The organism is Devosia sp. 1566, from assembly GCF_004005995.1.
In the GTDB taxonomy this organism is placed as follows: Bacteria; Pseudomonadota; Alphaproteobacteria; order Rhizobiales; family Devosiaceae; genus Devosia.
This window is the reverse complement of sequence record NZ_CP034767.1, coordinates 341,919-358,415: the sequence shown is the minus strand read 5'-3', so window position 1 is coordinate 358,415 and position 16,497 is coordinate 341,919. Positions and strand designations below refer to the sequence as shown.

The 16,497-nt window shown below is 63.2% G+C and carries 19 protein-coding genes; 15 read left to right on the top strand and 4 right to left on the bottom strand.

The genetic code is table 11. From position 1 onward, the window contains the following. Positions 1-18 precede the first annotated feature (18 nt). On the top strand, positions 19-1,260 hold the full coding sequence (locus ELX51_RS01690) for a hypothetical protein (protein ID WP_127751886.1): 1,242 nt from the start codon (positions 19-21) through the stop codon (positions 1,258-1,260). An 88-nt stretch (positions 1,261-1,348) separates the two neighbouring features. After that, positions 1,349-2,053 (top strand): pyrimidine 5'-nucleotidase, encoded by a 705-nt coding sequence (locus ELX51_RS01685; RefSeq protein WP_127751885.1) that lies wholly within the window; start codon positions 1,349-1,351, stop codon positions 2,051-2,053. A gap of 11 nt (positions 2,054-2,064) precedes the next feature. Here the strand turns inward: ELX51_RS01685 and ELX51_RS01680 are convergent, their stop codons facing one another. Beyond that, positions 2,065-2,433, bottom strand: a complete 369-nt coding sequence (locus ELX51_RS01680; protein WP_127751884.1) for a VOC family protein — start codon at positions 2,431-2,433, stop codon at positions 2,065-2,067. 133 nt (positions 2,434-2,566) lie between these two features. Here ELX51_RS01680 and ELX51_RS01675 point away from each other — a divergent pair, with 133 nt between their 5' ends. The 11 genes from ELX51_RS01675 to ELX51_RS01625 all read left to right on the top strand — a co-directional run bounded on the left by ELX51_RS01675 (position 2,567) and on the right by ELX51_RS01625 (position 13,138). Continuing rightward, positions 2,567-4,444 carry an ABC transporter ATP-binding protein gene (locus tag ELX51_RS01675; RefSeq protein WP_127751883.1) on the top strand — a complete coding sequence of 626 codons (1,878 nt, stop codon included), beginning with the start codon at positions 2,567-2,569 and terminating at the stop codon, positions 4,442-4,444. 100 nt (positions 4,445-4,544) lie between these two features. Continuing rightward, positions 4,545-4,859 (top strand): metalloregulator ArsR/SmtB family transcription factor, encoded by a 315-nt coding sequence (locus tag ELX51_RS01670; RefSeq protein WP_127751882.1) that lies wholly within the window; start codon positions 4,545-4,547, stop codon positions 4,857-4,859. Positions 4,860-4,931: 72 nt separating this feature from the next. Continuing rightward, positions 4,932-5,987: a cation diffusion facilitator family transporter gene (locus tag ELX51_RS01665; RefSeq protein ID WP_127751881.1), complete on the top strand. Its 1,056-nt coding sequence runs from the start codon at positions 4,932-4,934 to the stop codon at positions 5,985-5,987. A gap of 179 nt (positions 5,988-6,166) precedes the next feature. Further along, positions 6,167-6,658 (top strand): ferritin-like domain-containing protein, encoded by a 492-nt coding sequence (locus ELX51_RS01660; RefSeq protein WP_127751880.1) that lies wholly within the window; start codon positions 6,167-6,169, stop codon positions 6,656-6,658. Between the two features lie 197 nt (positions 6,659-6,855). Then, the gene (locus ELX51_RS01655) at positions 6,856-7,776 is read left to right on the top strand and encodes a hypothetical protein (RefSeq protein WP_127751879.1); all 921 of its coding nucleotides are present in this window, start codon (positions 6,856-6,858) and stop codon (positions 7,774-7,776) included. Continuing rightward, entirely contained in the window at positions 7,769-8,185 is a 417-nt protein-coding gene (locus tag ELX51_RS01650) for a phage holin family protein (protein WP_127751878.1), read from the top strand. Before ELX51_RS01655 ends, ELX51_RS01650 begins: the two co-directional genes overlap by 8 nt. After that, complete coding sequence (locus ELX51_RS01645) at positions 8,185-9,381, top strand: DUF3618 domain-containing protein (protein WP_127751877.1); 1,197 nt, start codon at positions 8,185-8,187, stop codon at positions 9,379-9,381. The genes ELX51_RS01650 and ELX51_RS01645 overlap by 1 nt, the downstream gene beginning before the upstream one ends. 55 nt (positions 9,382-9,436) lie before the next feature. After that, complete coding sequence (locus tag ELX51_RS01640; RefSeq protein ID WP_127751876.1) at positions 9,437-10,543, top strand: YihY/virulence factor BrkB family protein; 1,107 nt, start codon at positions 9,437-9,439, stop codon at positions 10,541-10,543. 87 nt (positions 10,544-10,630) lie between these two features. Further along, entirely contained in the window at positions 10,631-10,879 is a 249-nt protein-coding gene (locus ELX51_RS01635) for a hypothetical protein (RefSeq protein ID WP_127751875.1), read from the top strand. Positions 10,880-10,932: 53 nt separating this feature from the next. After that, the gene (gene treZ, locus ELX51_RS01630) at positions 10,933-12,789 is read left to right on the top strand and encodes a malto-oligosyltrehalose trehalohydrolase (RefSeq protein ID WP_127751874.1); all 1,857 of its coding nucleotides are present in this window, start codon (positions 10,933-10,935) and stop codon (positions 12,787-12,789) included. 28 nt (positions 12,790-12,817) lie between these two features. After that, positions 12,818-13,138, top strand: coding sequence for a hypothetical protein (locus tag ELX51_RS01625; protein ID WP_127751873.1), 321 nt, complete (start codon positions 12,818-12,820; stop codon positions 13,136-13,138). 11 nt (positions 13,139-13,149) lie between these two features. Here the strand turns inward: ELX51_RS01625 and ELX51_RS01620 are convergent, their stop codons facing one another. Next, on the bottom strand, positions 13,150-13,332 hold the full coding sequence (locus tag ELX51_RS01620) for a hypothetical protein (RefSeq protein WP_127751872.1): 183 nt from the start codon (positions 13,330-13,332) through the stop codon (positions 13,150-13,152). 145 nt (positions 13,333-13,477) lie between these two features. Between ELX51_RS01620 and ELX51_RS01615 the strand changes: the two genes are divergently transcribed. Continuing rightward, entirely contained in the window at positions 13,478-14,167 is a 690-nt protein-coding gene (locus ELX51_RS01615; protein ID WP_248305218.1) for a GntR family transcriptional regulator, read from the top strand. Positions 14,168-14,221: 54 nt separating this feature from the next. On the opposite strand, the gene ELX51_RS01610 is transcribed toward ELX51_RS01615, so the two are convergent. After that, positions 14,222-14,575: a RidA family protein gene (locus ELX51_RS01610; RefSeq protein ID WP_127751871.1), complete on the bottom strand. Its 354-nt coding sequence runs from the start codon at positions 14,573-14,575 to the stop codon at positions 14,222-14,224. A gap of 472 nt (positions 14,576-15,047) precedes the next feature. Here ELX51_RS01610 and ELX51_RS01605 point away from each other — a divergent pair, with 472 nt between their 5' ends. Next, complete coding sequence (locus ELX51_RS01605; protein WP_127751870.1) at positions 15,048-15,353, top strand: zf-TFIIB domain-containing protein; 306 nt, start codon at positions 15,048-15,050, stop codon at positions 15,351-15,353. A 76-nt stretch (positions 15,354-15,429) separates the two neighbouring features. On the opposite strand, the gene ELX51_RS01600 is transcribed toward ELX51_RS01605, so the two are convergent. Further along, the gene (locus ELX51_RS01600; protein WP_127751869.1) at positions 15,430-16,428 is read right to left on the bottom strand and encodes a sensor histidine kinase; all 999 of its coding nucleotides are present in this window, start codon (positions 16,426-16,428) and stop codon (positions 15,430-15,432) included. Between the last annotated feature and the right edge of the window lie 69 nt (positions 16,429-16,497).

The following is a 16,497-nucleotide window of genomic DNA, read 5'->3' as shown; positions in this document are numbered from 1 at the left end:
CCAAAAAGCGGAGCCGCCATGACGCCGACCAGAAACAAGCACCTTTTTGCCCTGGCCGGGATGGCCACCCTGGCCATGCTCCAGCCCGCCATGGCCTTGGATGCGCAGAGCTTTGTTGATCGGGTGGAGGCCATCTACGAGCCGCTTGGCTATGAGCTGAGCTTTGGCGAGGCAACGCTTGAAGGCGACACCATCGTGGCCAAGGCTGTTCGCATCGGCGTTGGCGCGACGGCCGGCGAGCCGGCGCCCTACACCGTGACGACCGACATTACATTTAGCGGCGTTACCGAGCTGGCCGACGGCGCCTATATGGCTGAAACGGTTACGGTTCCCGATATAGACACCGACTTTGCCACCGATCCGGTGGGGCACCTCACCCTCAAGGATGTGCGGCTCGAGGGCTTCTACCTGCCGGCCGGCGAGTCGATCTCGGCCGATGCCGTGTTGCAGCTGGTGCGAGCGATCAAGACGGGGCCGATGACGGTGACCCGTGACGGCGCGCAGGTGGCGAGTGTCGCCTCCATGGAAGCGGTTTCGACCTTCAATCCCGAGCCTGGGACCGGGCCACTGGTGGATTTGACCTCGACGCTGGCGATCAATGACATCGATCTGGACCTGTCGACCATGAAGGACGACGATCCCGAAGCCGCCGCTGACATCGAGGCGCTGGGGCTGACGCAGGTGCAGGGCGATGTCAGCCAGTCCATGAGCTGGTCCATGGCGGACGGGCATCTGGTGGTTGATAAGTTCCTGTTTGATTTCAACGATGTGGGCGCGCTCGACCTCCGGTTCGACCTGCTCGGCGTCACGCCGGCGCTGATGGACAAGCTCGGCAAGGCGCAGGCCGCGACCGAGGCGCAGGGCTATGATCCCGAGAGCAAGGAAGCCCAGGCCGCCCAGATGATGATGGGCATGGAATTGCTGCAGGGCGTGACCCTGGTCGGCGCCTCGATCGCTTATGACGACGCATCGCTGGCCGACAAGGCGCTGGATTTGTATTCGGCAAAACAAGGAGTTGAGCGGGCCGAGCTGGTTGAAGGCCTCAAGGCCAGCCTGCCGCAGATGCTGGCGGGAACCGGCGTTCCGGCGCTGGCCGATCTCGTGACCGGGCCAGTTTCGGCGTTCCTTGATGACCCGCAGAGCCTTGAAATTGCTGTTCAACCGGCGAGCCCGACGACCCTCCTTGTGTTGACGGCTGCAGCGGCAAACCCCGCGGGATTGCTGTCGATGCTGGGGCTGGCGGTTACCGCCAACGAGTAAGCCCAGCTGCCAAAAAGGCCGGTTCGCCGGCCTTTTTCTTTCCCCGATGGTGGTGAATTCATTTAGATGAACGTGTTATGAACGGCTTATGAACGAGCTTTTGCCGCCGCGGATTGCAAGCTTATCGCATGTGCAGGATTGGGTGTTCGATCTCGACAACACCCTTTATCCGCGCACCTGCAATTTGTTTGCGCAAATCGATATCCGCATCACCAATTACGTGATGGACCTCACCCGCCTCGACTTCGAGGCGGCCCGGGCATTGCAGAAAACCTATTACCGCGATTTCGGCACGACGCTGAACGGGCTGATGCATGGCCACAAGGTCGACCCCGACCATTTCCTCGATACTGTGCACGCGATCGATTATTCGCCCGTCGCCCCCCATCCCGAACTGGTGGAGGCCATTCGCGCCCTGCCCGGGCGCAAGTTCATTCTGACCAATGGCGATGTCAGCCATGCCCGCTCGGTGCTGCGCCAACTGGGTGGCGGGGATTTGTTCGAGCATGTGCACGATATCCGCGCCATGACCTTCGTGCCCAAGCCGCACCGCCAGGCCTATGAGGGTTTTCTCACGGCCCACGACATCGATCCCAACCGGGCGGTGATGTTCGACGATCTCGAAAAAAATTTGCTGGCGCCCCATGAGCTGGGGATGTCCACCGTGCATGTGGTGGCCGGCGAGGACTTCGTGCATGACCAGGTAGAAGCCTGGGAACTCGGTCGTGGCGCCGGCGCGCATGTGCACCATATCACCGACGATCTGGCGCGGTTCCTGCGCGAGCTGCCCTAGGGGCTGCACCGCTACATAGTGTTGAGGTGCAGGATATTGCCGTCGGGGTCCTTGAACCAGACCATGCCGAAATCGCCGGCATGGTGGATGTCGCCCCGCAGCTCCATGCCCGGATAATGTTCGAACACCACACCTTTGGCAGCAAGATCGGCGGTAATCGCCTCAAGCTCGTCGCCGACGCCCCAGACCACGGCATTGGCCTGGTTGGTGCCGGCATAATCGGAGCGGTAGACGACAAGCCGAGTGCCGCCGGTACGAAAGGTCAGCACATCGTCGTCACCCCCTTCGAGCTCCAGCCCCAAAATGGTGCCATAGAAATGCTGCGCCCGCGCGATATCGCTGACTGCAACAATCGCCGAAGAGTCTTTCTGCTTGAGCATCCCATCCTCCCTGCAGGCTTATCCTGACCATGGCTGAGATCGGCCTTATTGTGCGCCCAGTGAGGGCGATGAAACAAGCCAGCACTGCTGACCTGCGCTGCTCGTGCGGTCCCCTTCGCGCTAGGCTGAAGCCATGAGCCAATTTGCTTCCCGCCGTCTACCACCGGTTCCCGAGGAAGCCGCCAGCTTTCGCGAACGCATGCGCAATCTGCGCCATCTCGGGCGGCTCCTGGCGCAGATCTGGCGAACCAGCCGGTTCCTGACCGCTGCAAGCATTGGATTGCGGCTGGTGGCGGCGGTGCAGCCGGTCGCCATGCTTTATGTGGGCAAGCTAATCATCGATGAAGTGGTGCGGCTTTCCGGCTCGCCAGCGCCTGGCTCAACCCTGGCGGAATGGTGGGCGAGCGGGTCGCTCAACACGATCGCGGTGCTGCTGCTGATCGAGCTGGGGCTGGTGATCGGCTCGGACCTGCTGTCGCGCCTGACGGGGCTGGCGGATTCGGTGCTGGGAGAATTGCACTCCAATACGGTCAGCGTCGAGTTGATGGCCCATGCCGCCAGGCTCGATTTGCGCCACTTTGAATCGGCGGAATACCAGGATCGGCTGGAGCGAGCGCGGCGGCAGGCCGCGGGCCGCAATGCGCTCCTGAGCCAGATTTTCGGGCAAGCCCAGGACATCATCACCGTCATCACGCTGGGCGCCGGGCTGTTCGTTTATGCGCCCTGGCTGATTGCCTTGCTGCCCCTGTCCTTTGTGCCGGCGATTTGGGGCGAAACGCGGTTCAATACCCTCGCCTATTACCTTTCGCGCGGGCGCACCCCCGAGCGGCGCGAGCTCGAATATATCCGCCATGTCGGCGCCAGCGCCGAAACTGCCAAGGAGATCAAGCTTTTCGGCTTGGGCGGCTTCCTGATCAACCGGTTCCGCACCCTCGCGCAGACCATTTTTGTCGAGAACCGGCGCATCGCCATCCAGCGGGCGGGCTGGGGCGCGTTGTTCGCCGCCATTGCCACCCTCACCTATTACGGCGCCTATGGCTATATCGTTTGGCGCACCATCACCGGGGCTTTTTCCATCGGCGATCTCGCCTTTCTCTCGGGCTCGTTCCTGCGCCTCAATGGCTTGTTCCAGCGCATCCTGCTGGGCTTCACCAGCATTGCCGGCCAGTCGCTTTACCTCGACGATCTGTTCTCGTTTTTCGAGATCGAGCCCACCATCGTGCCGCCAGCCCATCCCAAACCCTTTCCCCAGCCGATCCGGCGGGGCGTGGAGTTCGAGAATGTCGGGTTCCGCTATCCCGATACGGATACCTGGGCGATCCGGAACCTGAGCTTTACCCTTGCCGCCGGGGAAACCCTGGCGCTGGTGGGCGAAAACGGCGCGGGCAAGACCACGATCGTCAAGCTGATGACCCGGCTCTACGACCCCGATGAAGGGCGGATCACCGTCGACGGCGTGGATCTGCGTGACATGCTGATCGAAGATATCCACGCCCATATCGGGGTGATCTTCCAGGACTTCATCCGCTATAGCCTCACCGCACGCGAAAATATCGGCGTGGGGCGCATCGAGCTGCAAGACGACATGGACCGGATCAAGGCCGCGGCCGAGCAAAGCCTCGCCGATGGGGTGATCGCCAAGCTGCCCCTTGGCTATGAGCAGCCGCTGGGGCGCCTGTTCAACAAGGGCCGCGACCTCTCAGGCGGGGAATGGCAAAAGATCGCCATTGCCCGCGCCTATATGCGCGATGCCGAACTCATCATTCTCGATGAACCCACCGCCGCGCTCGATGCCAAGGCGGAAGCCGAGGTGTTTGCGCGCTTCAAGAGCCTTGCCGCCGGCAAAACCGCGGTGATCATCTCGCATCGGTTTTCAACCGTGCGCATGGCCGACCGTATCCTCGTGCTGGAAAACGGGGCGATCCTGGAATCCGGCTCGCACCAGGACCTGGTGGCGCTAGGTGGGCGCTATGCCGAACTGTTCGATTTACAGGCCGCCGGTTACCGCTAGGAATGGGCATCTGAGCCCGTCCCCGCCTGGGAGCGCCGGTTTGGCCTTGGCAAGCTGCACAGAACAGCCTTAGCTCTGCCCGAGGTCCACAAGAGGTTGCATGATCACCCCGAACGACAGCCAGATCACCGTCATCGCCGAAACCTATCGTCTCCTAGGCGATCCGACGCGGTTGCGGGTAATGCTGGCTTGCCTGGCGGGCCCGATCGCCGTGGGGGACATTGCCCACACGCTCGGCGTGTCGCCTTCCCTCGTCAGTCACCATCTGCGCTTGCTGCGCTCGGCGCGCCTGGTGCGCGGCACGCGGCGTAACAAGCAGGTGTTCTACGAGGCAGAAGACGATCACATCGCCCATATGCTGACCGACATGATCGAGCATGTTGGCGAGGAACAAGGCGGCGACGCCGGGTCTTGATCACACCGGCGTGTGAGTCTTGCATCCGACATATGAACAGCTATTCATATGATAGAGGATGAGGTGAGGTCGATGAACGCAGATGGCCATGAGGGGGATGCCAACGCGGCGGCCGGTGCGAGCGCAACTGTGGTTGGGCAGGTCCACGATCACCACGAGCATGATCACGCCTCCCACAGCCATGAGCACGACGATCATGGCCATCACCATGATCATGGCGGACACAGCCACGCCCCCAAGGTCGGGGCCAATAATGAACGCGTGGTGCTGATCGGCTTTGCGTTGACGGCTGGCTTCATGCTGGTGGAACTGGTGGCGGGATGGCTGTCAGGCTCGCTGGCGCTGATCGCCGATGCCGGCCACATGCTGACCGATGCCGGGGCCCTGCTGCTGGCCTGGGCCGCGTTCCGCTTTGGGCGGCGGGCTTCCGACGCCACGCACACCTTTGGCTTCATGCGGCTCGAAGTGGTCGCCGGGCTGGTCAATGCACTAACCCTGTTTGCCCTGGCTGGCTGGATCCTGTTCGAGGCAGTGCAGCGGGTGATGTCGCCCCAGCCGGTGCTGGCCGGGCCGATGCTGGTGGTGGCGATCCTCGGGCTGGGGGTGAACCTCCTTGTTTTCCGAACGCTTCAGGGCGGGGACAAGGATCACGTCAATATTCGAGGCGCCGCGCTCCATGTGCTGGGCGACATGCTGGGTTCTGCCGCAGCGATCGTTGCCGCCATCGCGATCTGGCTTACGGGCTGGATGCCGATCGATCCCATCCTGTCCTCCCTTGTGTCGCTGCTGATCCTGCGCAGCGCCTGGAGCTTGCTGCGCAATTCACTGCAGATCCTGATGGAAGGAGCGCCCGGCAATGTGGTGGTGGAGGAGATCGGCCCGTTTCTGACCAAGACCGTGCCAGGGCTGGGGGCGGTGCGGCATATCCATGTCTGGTCCATCACCTCCAACAAGCCCTTGGCGACGCTGGAAATCGCCCTTGCTCCCGGAGCCGACCCGGCCGCCGTAACCCGCGCCACCAAGGCGGCGCTGCTGGAAGCCTATGGCATTGCCCATTCCACGGTGGAAATCGATTGGAGCCAAAGCCCGACCCATTGTGCCTTGGGTGACGCAGCGGCGCCGGCCTGAGACGTCGCAACTGCCCATCGCGCGCCCCCTTGGCGCCGCCGCACATCCGGTTCCATCGGGCGGGCGAAAAATACCCCTTGGTCTGTTGTCGCAAACCCGTGTTCTCGGGGGGAACCAATTGGGGGTCGTTCCGATTGAGTCCCCGAACGCCACAAGGCAAATTAACCGAGGAAATCAACATGGCTGAAGAAAAGAATCTTAACGATTTGTTTCTCGATACGCTCAAGGACATCTACTACGCCGAAAAGCAGATCGTAAAAACTCTGCCTAAGATGGCCAAGGCTGCCCAGTCGCCCGAACTTGCTGCCGGCTTCGAACAGCACCGCGATGAAACCGACGTGCATATCGAACGCCTTGAGCAGATTTTCGAACTGCTCGGCAAGCCCGCGCGCGGCAAGACCTGCGACGCCATTCTCGGGATCATCGAGGAAGGCAAGTCCATCATGGACGAGTTCAAGGGCACGCAGGCGCTCGACGCCGGCCTGATCGCGGCGGCACAGGCCGTCGAGCACTATGAAATGGCCCGTTACGGCACGCTGCGCACCTGGGCCCAGCAGTTGGGGATGACCGACGCGGCCAAGCTGCTCGAGACCACGCTGGGCGAAGAAGAAGCGACCGACAAGAAGCTGACGACGCTCGCCACCGGCGAAGCCAACGCCAAGGCCGCCTGAGCCCTATCAGGGGACTAAAATCAAGCCGGCAGGCCGCCCACGCGGCGGGGCTGCCGGCTTGCACATGTTGCAATAACCTACTGTAATTTCAAGACAATTAAGGGAACTTCCGTCCGCTCGCGGCATTGTGTGCTCACTTGACGTCGGCCACGGAGCGGCCAAGGCGACGTTCTCTAGAACCTAAAGGAGTCGGAGCGATGAGCCCCCAAGATCCTAGTCAATTCTCAGCAGACCAGACATCGAGCACAGGCGGCGCCGCGGGGATCGTCCCCGATCAGGCCAAGCAGGACCTGAGCGCAGCTCAAGAACAGGCCAAGCACGATTTTGCTGCGGTCAAGGAAACCGCCAAGAGCGAACTTGACGCGGTTGCCCAGCGCGCGGCCGAAGAAGTGCGCAACCTCAAGGGCCAGGCGCAGGAACAGCTTGGCGCTGCGACCGAAAAGGCCCGCTCCTTTGCCAGCGAGCAAAAGGACATGGCCGCGGGCCAGCTCAGCGGCATTGCCTCGGCCGTGACGCGGGTTGCCGATGAACTCGACAACGACCAGCAGAGCACCATTTCGGGCTATGTCCGCGACCTGGCCAATGGCCTTAATCGCGCATCCGAAACGGTCCAGAACAAGAATGTCGACGACCTCGTGGGCATGGCCCAGGACTTCGGCCGCCGCCAGCCGCTGGCTTTCCTGGGCGTTGCAGCCCTGGCCGGCTTTGTGGCCAGCCGCTTTGTGCTGGCTTCCGCCAACCGCCGCAGCGGTACGGGCGGGCAGACTTCGGGTGAAACCGGCTATACCGGCAATTCCTCAAGCTATGCCAGCTCGGGCGGTTTTGCCACCGGCGGCAGCGGTTCGGGCACGGGTTCGAGCGGTTATGGCACGGGCAGCAGCGGCTATGGCTCCACCGGCAGCACCGGTTCGACCGGCAGCACCGGCTCCAGCTATGGCTCGACCGGCGGCACGGGTTCGGGCACCGGCTCCAGCTATGGTTCCACCCCCGGCACGGGCAGTTCCTATGGTTCGACCGGCGGCAGCACTTCGGGTTCGGGCCTAGGCTCGGGCAGCGGCTACGGCTCGGGTTCCACGGGTGGTTCGACCACCCAGAATGGGGAGAAGGATAATGTCTAACGTCAATGACAGCCGGCCACTATCCGAGCTGATCGGCGGCCTTGCCGGCGACATCTCGAACCTGTTCCACAAGGAAATCCAGCTGGCCAAGGCCGAGGCCTCGGAAAAGTTCTCCCAGACCATGGGCGGGGTCGTGTTCCTCCTCGCCGGTGCCGTTCTGGCACTGGGCGCGCTGGGCGTGTTCCTCTCGTTCCTCGTGTCGCTGATTGCAGCGTTCTTCGAGGCGCAGGGCATGGACGAGACCATGGCCACTTCCATCGGGGCGATCATCGTCACCGTGGTGGTCGGCATCATCGCTTATGTGCTGGTGAACCGCGGGCTTAATGCCCTCAAGGCCAGCAACCTCAAAATGGAGCGCACGGCCTCTTCGCTTGGCCGTGACGCCGATGTGGTCAAGGAGAGACTCTAATGGCTTACGATGACGACAACAAAAGCTCGGCCGAACTCCAGCGCGAAATCGATATGCAGCGCAACCAGGTCGAAAACCGCATCGACCAGATTGCCGATCGCCTTTCGCCCGGCCAGTTGGTCGACGAGTTCATGGCTTACACCAAAGGCGGCGGTGGCGAGTTCATCGGCTCGCTGCAGCGCAGCGTGACCGCCAACCCCCTGCCGGTGGCCTTGCTGGGCGTGAGCCTGGCCTGGCTGATGGCCAAGCCCGGCGGTTCGTCCAAATCGGAGCGGACAACGACCACCCGCGCTTATGGCGACGATGCCTGGGATGACAGCATCAATGCGCGTCGCGGCTATGGCGCCACGGACTACGACACCGAAAGCGGTTATATCGACGAAGAGTTCTATGACGACGAAGACTATCCCGTCGCCACGATCTCGGGCTCGAGCATGCAGCGGCTGGGCAGCGTCAGCGATGATGCTGGCCGCAACTACAGCGAGTTCACCGACGATTCCGGCAAGAAGTTCCGCGCCCTGACCGACAAGACGGGCCAGCGCGCCGGCCACTTCATGGATGAGGCGGGCAATCGCTTCAAGGGCTTCGCCGATGCCGGCGGCCAGCAGGTGCAGCATTTCCGTGACGAAGCGGGCAATCTGCTCGATGCGGCCACGGGCTGGGCCTCCCATACCTGGCGCCAGGCTCGTCGCAAGCTCCATGATGCCCGCGACGCACTGAGCTCGGGTGCAAGCCATGCCGGCAGTGCCGCCAGCGGGCTGCGCAGCCAGGCAGGACATGCGGGCAGTGCCATCCGCAGCCAGGCCGGTCATGCCGGTTCGGCGATCCGCCACCAGGCGGGCTCGCTCAACCACACGCTGATGGACCAGTTCCGTGAGCAGCCGCTGGTTGCCGGCGCCCTGGCTTTTGCCGCCGGTGCCGCCCTTGCCGCCACCCTGCCCCATACCGAGCAGGAAGACGCGCTGTTGGGTGAAAGTGCCGACCAGCTCAAGGCCATGGCCGGCGAGCAGGCCAGCCAGGTTTATGAGCAGGGCCGCGAAAAAGCGACCGAGCTTTATGAAACCGCGACCGGCAAGGCTGGGGAAATCTACCAGCAGGCCAAGGAAGGCGTTTCCAACGTGGCTGGGACCGCTACCGCCTCTTCGACCGGGCAGTCCTCGACTGGCCAGGGCTCGACCGGAGAGTCGACGACCTGAGCGAAAGAAAAACAAGAGGAAGGCGGGTAACCGCCTTCCTCTTTTGGGGGGAAGAATGCAAGACACGTCATCGCTTTACGCCGGTCAACAAGGTCGGGGGCGAGACGCTGCTGCGCCCACCGAAATCCCAGCCGCGGGCTGGAAAGACATTCTCTACCGCCTGTTCCGGTCCATCAATAATGACCGGATCCTGCTCACCTCCGCCGGCGTCACCTTTTACATGCTGCTGGCGCTGGTGCCGACGCTGACCTCCGTGGTCGCGATCTATGGCCTGTTCAACAGCACCACCGATGTTGCCAACCAGGTCGATCTGCTGGTGGGGCTGGTGCCCCCGGGCGGGCTCGAAATCATCCGGGACCAGCTGACGCGTCTCACCACGGAAAGCAGCCGCACCCTCAGTTTTACCCTTGTGATCTCCACCGCCATTGCGCTTTGGAGCGCGAGCGCTGGCGTCAAGGCCATGTTCGAGGCAATGAACATTGCTTATCACGAGCAGGAGCGCCGCCCTTTCCTCAAGCTCCAACTGATTGCCCTGTTGTTCACCCTGGGTGGCGCCGTGGCAGCGATCATGGTGCTGGCGACGGTGGTGATCCTGCCCGCCATTATTGCCCTGTTGCCGACTACCGGCGGGTTTGAATGGGTGGTGCGGGTCACTTCTTATGCCGTGATGCTCCTGGTGGTCTGGCTGAGCATCGCAGCCATTTATCGCTGGGGACCCAGCCGCGAGGAAGCCAAATGGCGCTGGATCACCCCGGGCGCCGTTCTGGCCGTGGTGTTGCTCGGAGCGACCTCTATCGCCTTTTCCTGGTATGTCACCAATTTCAGCGACTACAACCGCACCTACGGCTCGCTTGGGGCCCTGATCGCGCTTTTGACCTGGCTGTGGATTTCGGTGACCCTCGTGATCCTCGGGGCCGAGCTCAACTCGGAAGTGGAGCACCAGACCGCGCGCGACTCCACCACCGGCCCCGAAAAGCCGCTGGGCGAACGCGGTGCCCATATGGCGGACCATGTGGGGCGGGTCTGGCCGTGGGACCGCAAGAAGCTGGAAAAACCACCCAAGCCGCCGGCCGAGCGCCGGCCCCTGCCCTGGAGCAGCCTCGCCTTTTCGGCTCCGGCAGCCTGGCTGCTCGGGCGAGCCCGCAAGCGCGGCAGGAGCTGACCCATATCTAGTGCAAGCCAAACGGGAGCCTGATCCGTGATCCCAACACATGCCGGCCCGCCCGGCAAAGAACCACGGTGAAACGCGATGCCGCGCTTCTTTTTCGATATTCACGACAGCGACGGCTTGTTCCGCGACGATGCCGGACTGGAACTGGAAAACATGGATGTGGCGGTGGGCATGGCTCGCCGCACCCTGTCCGACATGGTGCGCGATGCGTTTCGCGACCCCCAAACCACCGAGCTTTCCGTGCAGATTCGCGATGGCAGCCAGGGTCCGGTAGTGCTGACCGTCAAGCTCGAAACGCGCGATGAAGCGGAGGATCAATCTAGGTGAGTGACATCAGCCAATTGGGCTCCTCAGACGTTGCTGGCAAAAGAGGATTCCCGATGAACCAAATGGCCGTCCCCGCCCACAAGACCATCCGCCGCGAACAGGAAATGAAGTTCGGCACCCAGATCACCGGATCGGGCGTGCGCTTCCGGCTGTGGGCACCCCAGGCGCAACGCGTCGAGCTCAGGCTGATCGGCGGGAAAACCCTGCCTATGATGGCGAGCGAGCGCGGCTGGTTCGAGCTCGAAGTGCCCGGCGTGGGCCCCGGCACACGCTACATGTTTGCCATCGACGGCGCGCTCGAAGTGCCCGACCCGGCATCGCGCTACCAGCCCCAGGATGTGGACGGGCCCAGCGAAGTGCTCGATCCGCTTTCCTATGAATGGCGCGACCTTGGATGGCGCGGCCGCCCTTGGGAAGAAGCCGTCTTTTACCAGCTCCATATCGGCACCTTCACCGAGCAAGGCACCTTCCGGGCGGCAATCGACAAGCTCGATTATCTGGTGGAGCTGGGCGTGACAGCGATCCAGCTGCTGCCGCTGGCCGAATTTAAGGGCGATTGGAACTGGGGCTATGACGGGGCGATGCTGTTCGCGCCCGATGCCAGCTATGGCCACCCCGATGATCTCAAGGCCCTGGTGGATGCCGCCCATGAACGCGGCCTGATGATGTTTGCCGACGTCATCTACAACCATTTCGGGCCCAAGGGGAATTACCTGCCCGCCTATGCCCCGGTGATGACCGAAAAGCACAAGACCCCCTGGGGCGCCGCCCTTAATTACGATGATGAAGGCGCCCATACGGTGCGCGACATCGTGTTTGCCAATGCCCGCTTCTGGATCAACGAATATCGCTTCGATGGCCTGCGGTTCGATGCGGTGCATGCCATCCAGGATACCGGCCCCAAGCATATGCTGCAGGACCTGGCCGAGCAGACCCGCGCCGCCACCGACGGGCGCTATATCCATCTGGTGCAGGAGAATTCCAAGAACCAGGCCGGCTGGTTCAAGCGCGGCTGGCATGGCGGGCCATGGCTTTATGATGCGCAATGGAATGACGACGTGCATCATTGCCTCCATGTCGCGGCGACAGGCGAAAAGTTCTGGTATTACGAAAATTATGAAGGGCGCACTGACCTCTTGGGCCGCTCGCTCGCGGAAGGCTATGCCTATCAGGGCGAGATAACTCCGCATGAAGGCGAGCCCAAGGGCGAGCCCAGCGCCTTTCTGCCCAGCACCGCTTTTGTCGCCTTTATCCAGAACCATGACCAGATCGGCAATCGCCCCTTTGGCGAGCGAATTGGTCAATTAGTGCCGGCAGCGGTGACGCGGGTGCTGGCCACGATCTATCTGTTGTCGCCCCAGATCCCGATGGTGTTCATGGGCGAGGAATGGGACAGCAAGCGCCCCTTCCTGTTCTTTACCGATGTGGGCGAGGATCTGGCCGAGGCCATCCGCAAGGGCCGCCGCGAAGAAATGCGCCACATGATCGGGGACAGCGAGCCCGACCGACTGCCGCCCGACCCGATGGCCGAGGCAACGTTCCGGGCCTGCAAGCTGGACTGGGAAGAGACCGACGAGGCCGGGCCCACCAGCCATTTGTCGCTTTATCGAACCCTGCTGGCGTTGCGGCGCGAGGAAATCGTGCCCCGGCTTCGCGGCATGCAAGGCTATGCCGGGCGCTACCAAATCCTGGGCGACAAGGCGGTGCGCGTGAGTTGGACCCTGGGCGATGGCTCGACGCTGGTGTTGAGCGCCAATCTAGGCTCCGAGCCCGTCAGCGGGGTCGATCTCTCCCATCCCCATCTCTGGGTCGAGGGCACTGTGAGTGGCGATACGCTCCAGCCCTGGAGTGCCGTTTATGACCTGCACCTCGCCCCCGCGCAGGGAACAACTGGGGTCCAGGACAGTTAAATCGGCACAAGAACCGGAGGCTCGAACAGTGCAACTTCACGTTTATCGTCTGTTGCCGGTGGCAAGGGAAGGCGACCCCAATTGGGGTCGCGCCGTCCCCCAGGGCGAAGTTGTGGTGCGGGCGCGCTCCTCGGGCGATGCCCGGGTGGTGGCCTCGCATGCGGAGGCGGCAGCGATTACCCTGCGCGAGCCATTGGCGACCACCCAGGTGGAAGCCAGCGCGCTACGCGACCCAAAACTTTACCATGTGGTGCAGGATGATAGCGGACTTTACCCAAGCGACGGGCCGCGCACGGTGCTCAAGGCGATGTTCCAGGTGCCCGACGACTATATCGTGAGTTCAGACTAGGGGCTCACCCCCTAGTCGCTGCCTACATCGGCTTCGCCACCCTGCGGATCGGGCAGTGAGCCGGTGCCGGGGGTTTTTTCATTGTCGATCAGGTCTGGGCGCGCATGCGGGCCGGCGGGCGGCATGGTGGAGGGCGCATCCTTACCGGGCTCGTGGTAGGGCTCGTCAGGCTTGGCGTCCGGGTGCTGGCTCATGGACTTAACTCCTTGTTGTCGAGGGAGAACGCGGCGTCCGAACGCCTGTTCCCTGCGCAGGGACGGGCTGCGTTATTGCCGGTTTGAAGACCTGGGCGCTCGGTGCTAGGGGTTCGCCGCGCCACCACAGCCAAAGGACGCGGATGTGAGCTCGACCGACGACATGGGCAAGGCCCCAACCCCGCTCAAGCGGCCCACCCGGCTGGGGGACGAGGTTTACAACGCCATTTACGCGCAGCTGATGTCGCGCCAGATTCCGCCAGGCGGGCGGGTATCGGTTGACCGGATGGCGCGTGAACTGGGCGTGTCGCAAACCCCAATCCGCGAGGCACTATCGCGGCTCGAGGCGCAGGGGCTGGTGGTCAAGACCCATCTCGTAGGCTACAGCGCCGCCGAGCAGCTCGATCGTGCCCGGCTCGAGCAGCTGTATGAATTGCGCTTGTTGCTGGAGCCGTTTGCCGCGGGACGCGCGGCCAAGGCGATGAGCGCGGAAGCGCGGGCCGGATTGAACAAGCTGGCCGAGGAGATGCGCGAAACCGAACAGGATCCGCCAGCGGAGGCTTATCGGCGCTTTGCGAGGCTCGATAGCGATTTCCACGATGCCATCGCCCAGGGCAGCGGCAATGAGCTGGTGCATGAAACGCTGACCAATCTGCACACCCATGTGCATCTGTTCCGCTTGTTCTACCATGCACGCGCCACCAGCGACGCTCTCGAGGAGCACCAGGGGATCATCGATGCGCTGACCGCCGGCGATGCCAAGGCTGCGGAAGCGGCGATGCGCCACCATCTGGAGCGCTCGCGCGAGCGCTTCATTGGCGCGTTCGAGCGCTAAGGCGCATGGCTCTCGCGCACCCGATGGCGCACGAGAGCTGAAAAACGGGCCGCCTTAGGCCTTGGCGGCATCCACCTGGATTTCCACCAGCACGTCGGGAGCAGCAAGGCGCGCTTCCACCGTGGCGCGCACCGGGGTGTGGCCAGCCACGACCCACTTGTCCCACACTGCGTTCATTTCATCGAAGGCCGCAATGTCGCGCAGCCAGATCGTGGCCTTGTAGACCTGTTCCTTGCTGGTGCCGGCATCGGCCAGCAGCGCGTCGATGCGCTCGAGGATCTCGGTGGTCTGCTCGGCGACCGAAGTGCCGCCGCGCTTGTCGGCGGTGATGCCGGCGAGGAAAACCGTATTGCCGTGGATGGCAACCAGGCTCATGCGGGGGCCGACATGCTTGCGTTCGATAGTCATGGCTCTTCCTTGTTGTTCTTGGGCGCCGCGCGGAGCGGCACGCAGCCTTTCTAGGCTGGGTCGCGCCCAGGAGCCAGCCCGCAGCGCCGCTATTGTGCTGAGGGAACAAGAGGAATGGGGTCGCTGCAATTGTTCGGCACCCCCGTCCTGCCCAGCAGCGTGGACTGGGGCAATGGAGGACGGGCGCACCCGGATGGAGAGGCTCGGACCCGCCAACAACCGCCAGTTTACCCTGCGCATTTACTTGGCCGTAATTTGGCGCTTGCTATGCAGGTTGCTGGCCTCGTGGCGGAGCGACACGCGGGGGATTGCAACTCCTCACATCCTTGGTTCAACTCCAGGGCGAGGCCTCCAGCATTTCGGCAGGTCCGGGGACGGCTTGGCTGCGACACGTGCGCTCCTCGGCAAGATAGTCTCTGGCAAGTCGGGGACGCGCTCCCCATCTGAGGGGTTTAGCGCGCAGGAGACGCCCATGAAGTGCCCCATCGATAACACCGAACTGGTGATGAGCGAACGCCAGGGGATCGAGATCGATTATTGCCCGCAATGCCGGGGTGTGTGGCTTGATCGCGGTGAACTCGACAAGATCATCGAGCGCGCAGCGCCACAACCCGTGGTGCCAACGCCGCAGCAGCCCTATGACGCGCCGCGCGGCCAGCAGCACCGCTATGGCGATGATGACCGTCGCGAGCAGCAGCAGCGTTATAGCGACGATGACCGCGGCTACCGCCCCAAGAAAAAGCGCGAGGGCTTTTTAGGCGAGATCTTTGATTTCTGAGGCCGCGGCAAGGCGCTAGTCCGCCAGCCGCCAGATCGGACGGGTGAACCGGGGCGACGAGCCCCGGGTGGGGCGGTCAGCTCGCCAGGCGTTCGGCGTCCAGGGTGATGGTCACGATGATGCCTTCCTCGGACCAGTCGATATGAATGGCGCCGCCAAGCTGGCCCGCAACACTGCGCCGGATCAGCTGGCTGCCATAGCCTTCGCGGCTGGGCGGGCTGACGGGTGGGCCGCCGCGCTCGGTCCAGGCAAGGGTGACTTCCTTGTCAGTGGAGCTGCCCGAAATGTCGAGCATGCCGGCTTCAACCGAAAGTGCGCCGTATTTGAGGGAATTGGTGGCCAGCTCGTGCACCACCAACGCCAGGGTGGTGGCGGATTGCTCGCCGATGCCCATGCGCGGCACCGCCACGCGAATGCGCCCGCTAAAGGCGCCGGAATCGTCATAGGGCGCCAGCAGCACCGCGATCAGATCGCCCAGCAGGGCAGCCCGGCCCTGGTTGCCCGGCAGCGGGCGAACCACGTCATGGGCGCGCCCGAGCGCAGACAAGCGTTGGGTGAGCTCGCGCGCCATATCGGCGACGGTGGTGGTGGAGCGCGAGGTCAGATGCGTAAGCCCCGCCGCAATGGCAAGCAGGTTCTTGACCCGGTGGCTCATCTCGCCGGCCAGCAACTCATGGCCCTCCTCGGCCTGCTTGCGCCCGGTTACATCGAGAAACACACCCGACATGAAGTCGCCATGCATGCCTTCGTCATTGCCGAGGCCACGGGCCGAGACCCAGCGGATCTCCTGGCCCAGCAAGATGCGGAAGTCGATTTCATAGGCGCCGACCATCGCCCTTGTCGCGGTGAAGGCGGCGCGGACGCGATCGCGATCTGCCGGATGGATGCGCGAGGACAGATCCTCAAAGCTCACCTTGCTGGTGGGCGGCAGCCCCCACAGGACAAAGGCTTGCTCATCCATGGCGAAGGCGTCGCTGGTGACATTCCAGGACCACAAAGCGACGCCCGCGGCATGCAGGGCACGTTTGAGGTTGTTCACCTCCCAAAGGGGGTGGCTGTGGTCGCTAAATGGCATGTCGCCTCCGTTCCCTGATGGTTTGATCAGATTGCACCTGCCCGCGCCAGCTTTGTGGCGGGCAAGTGC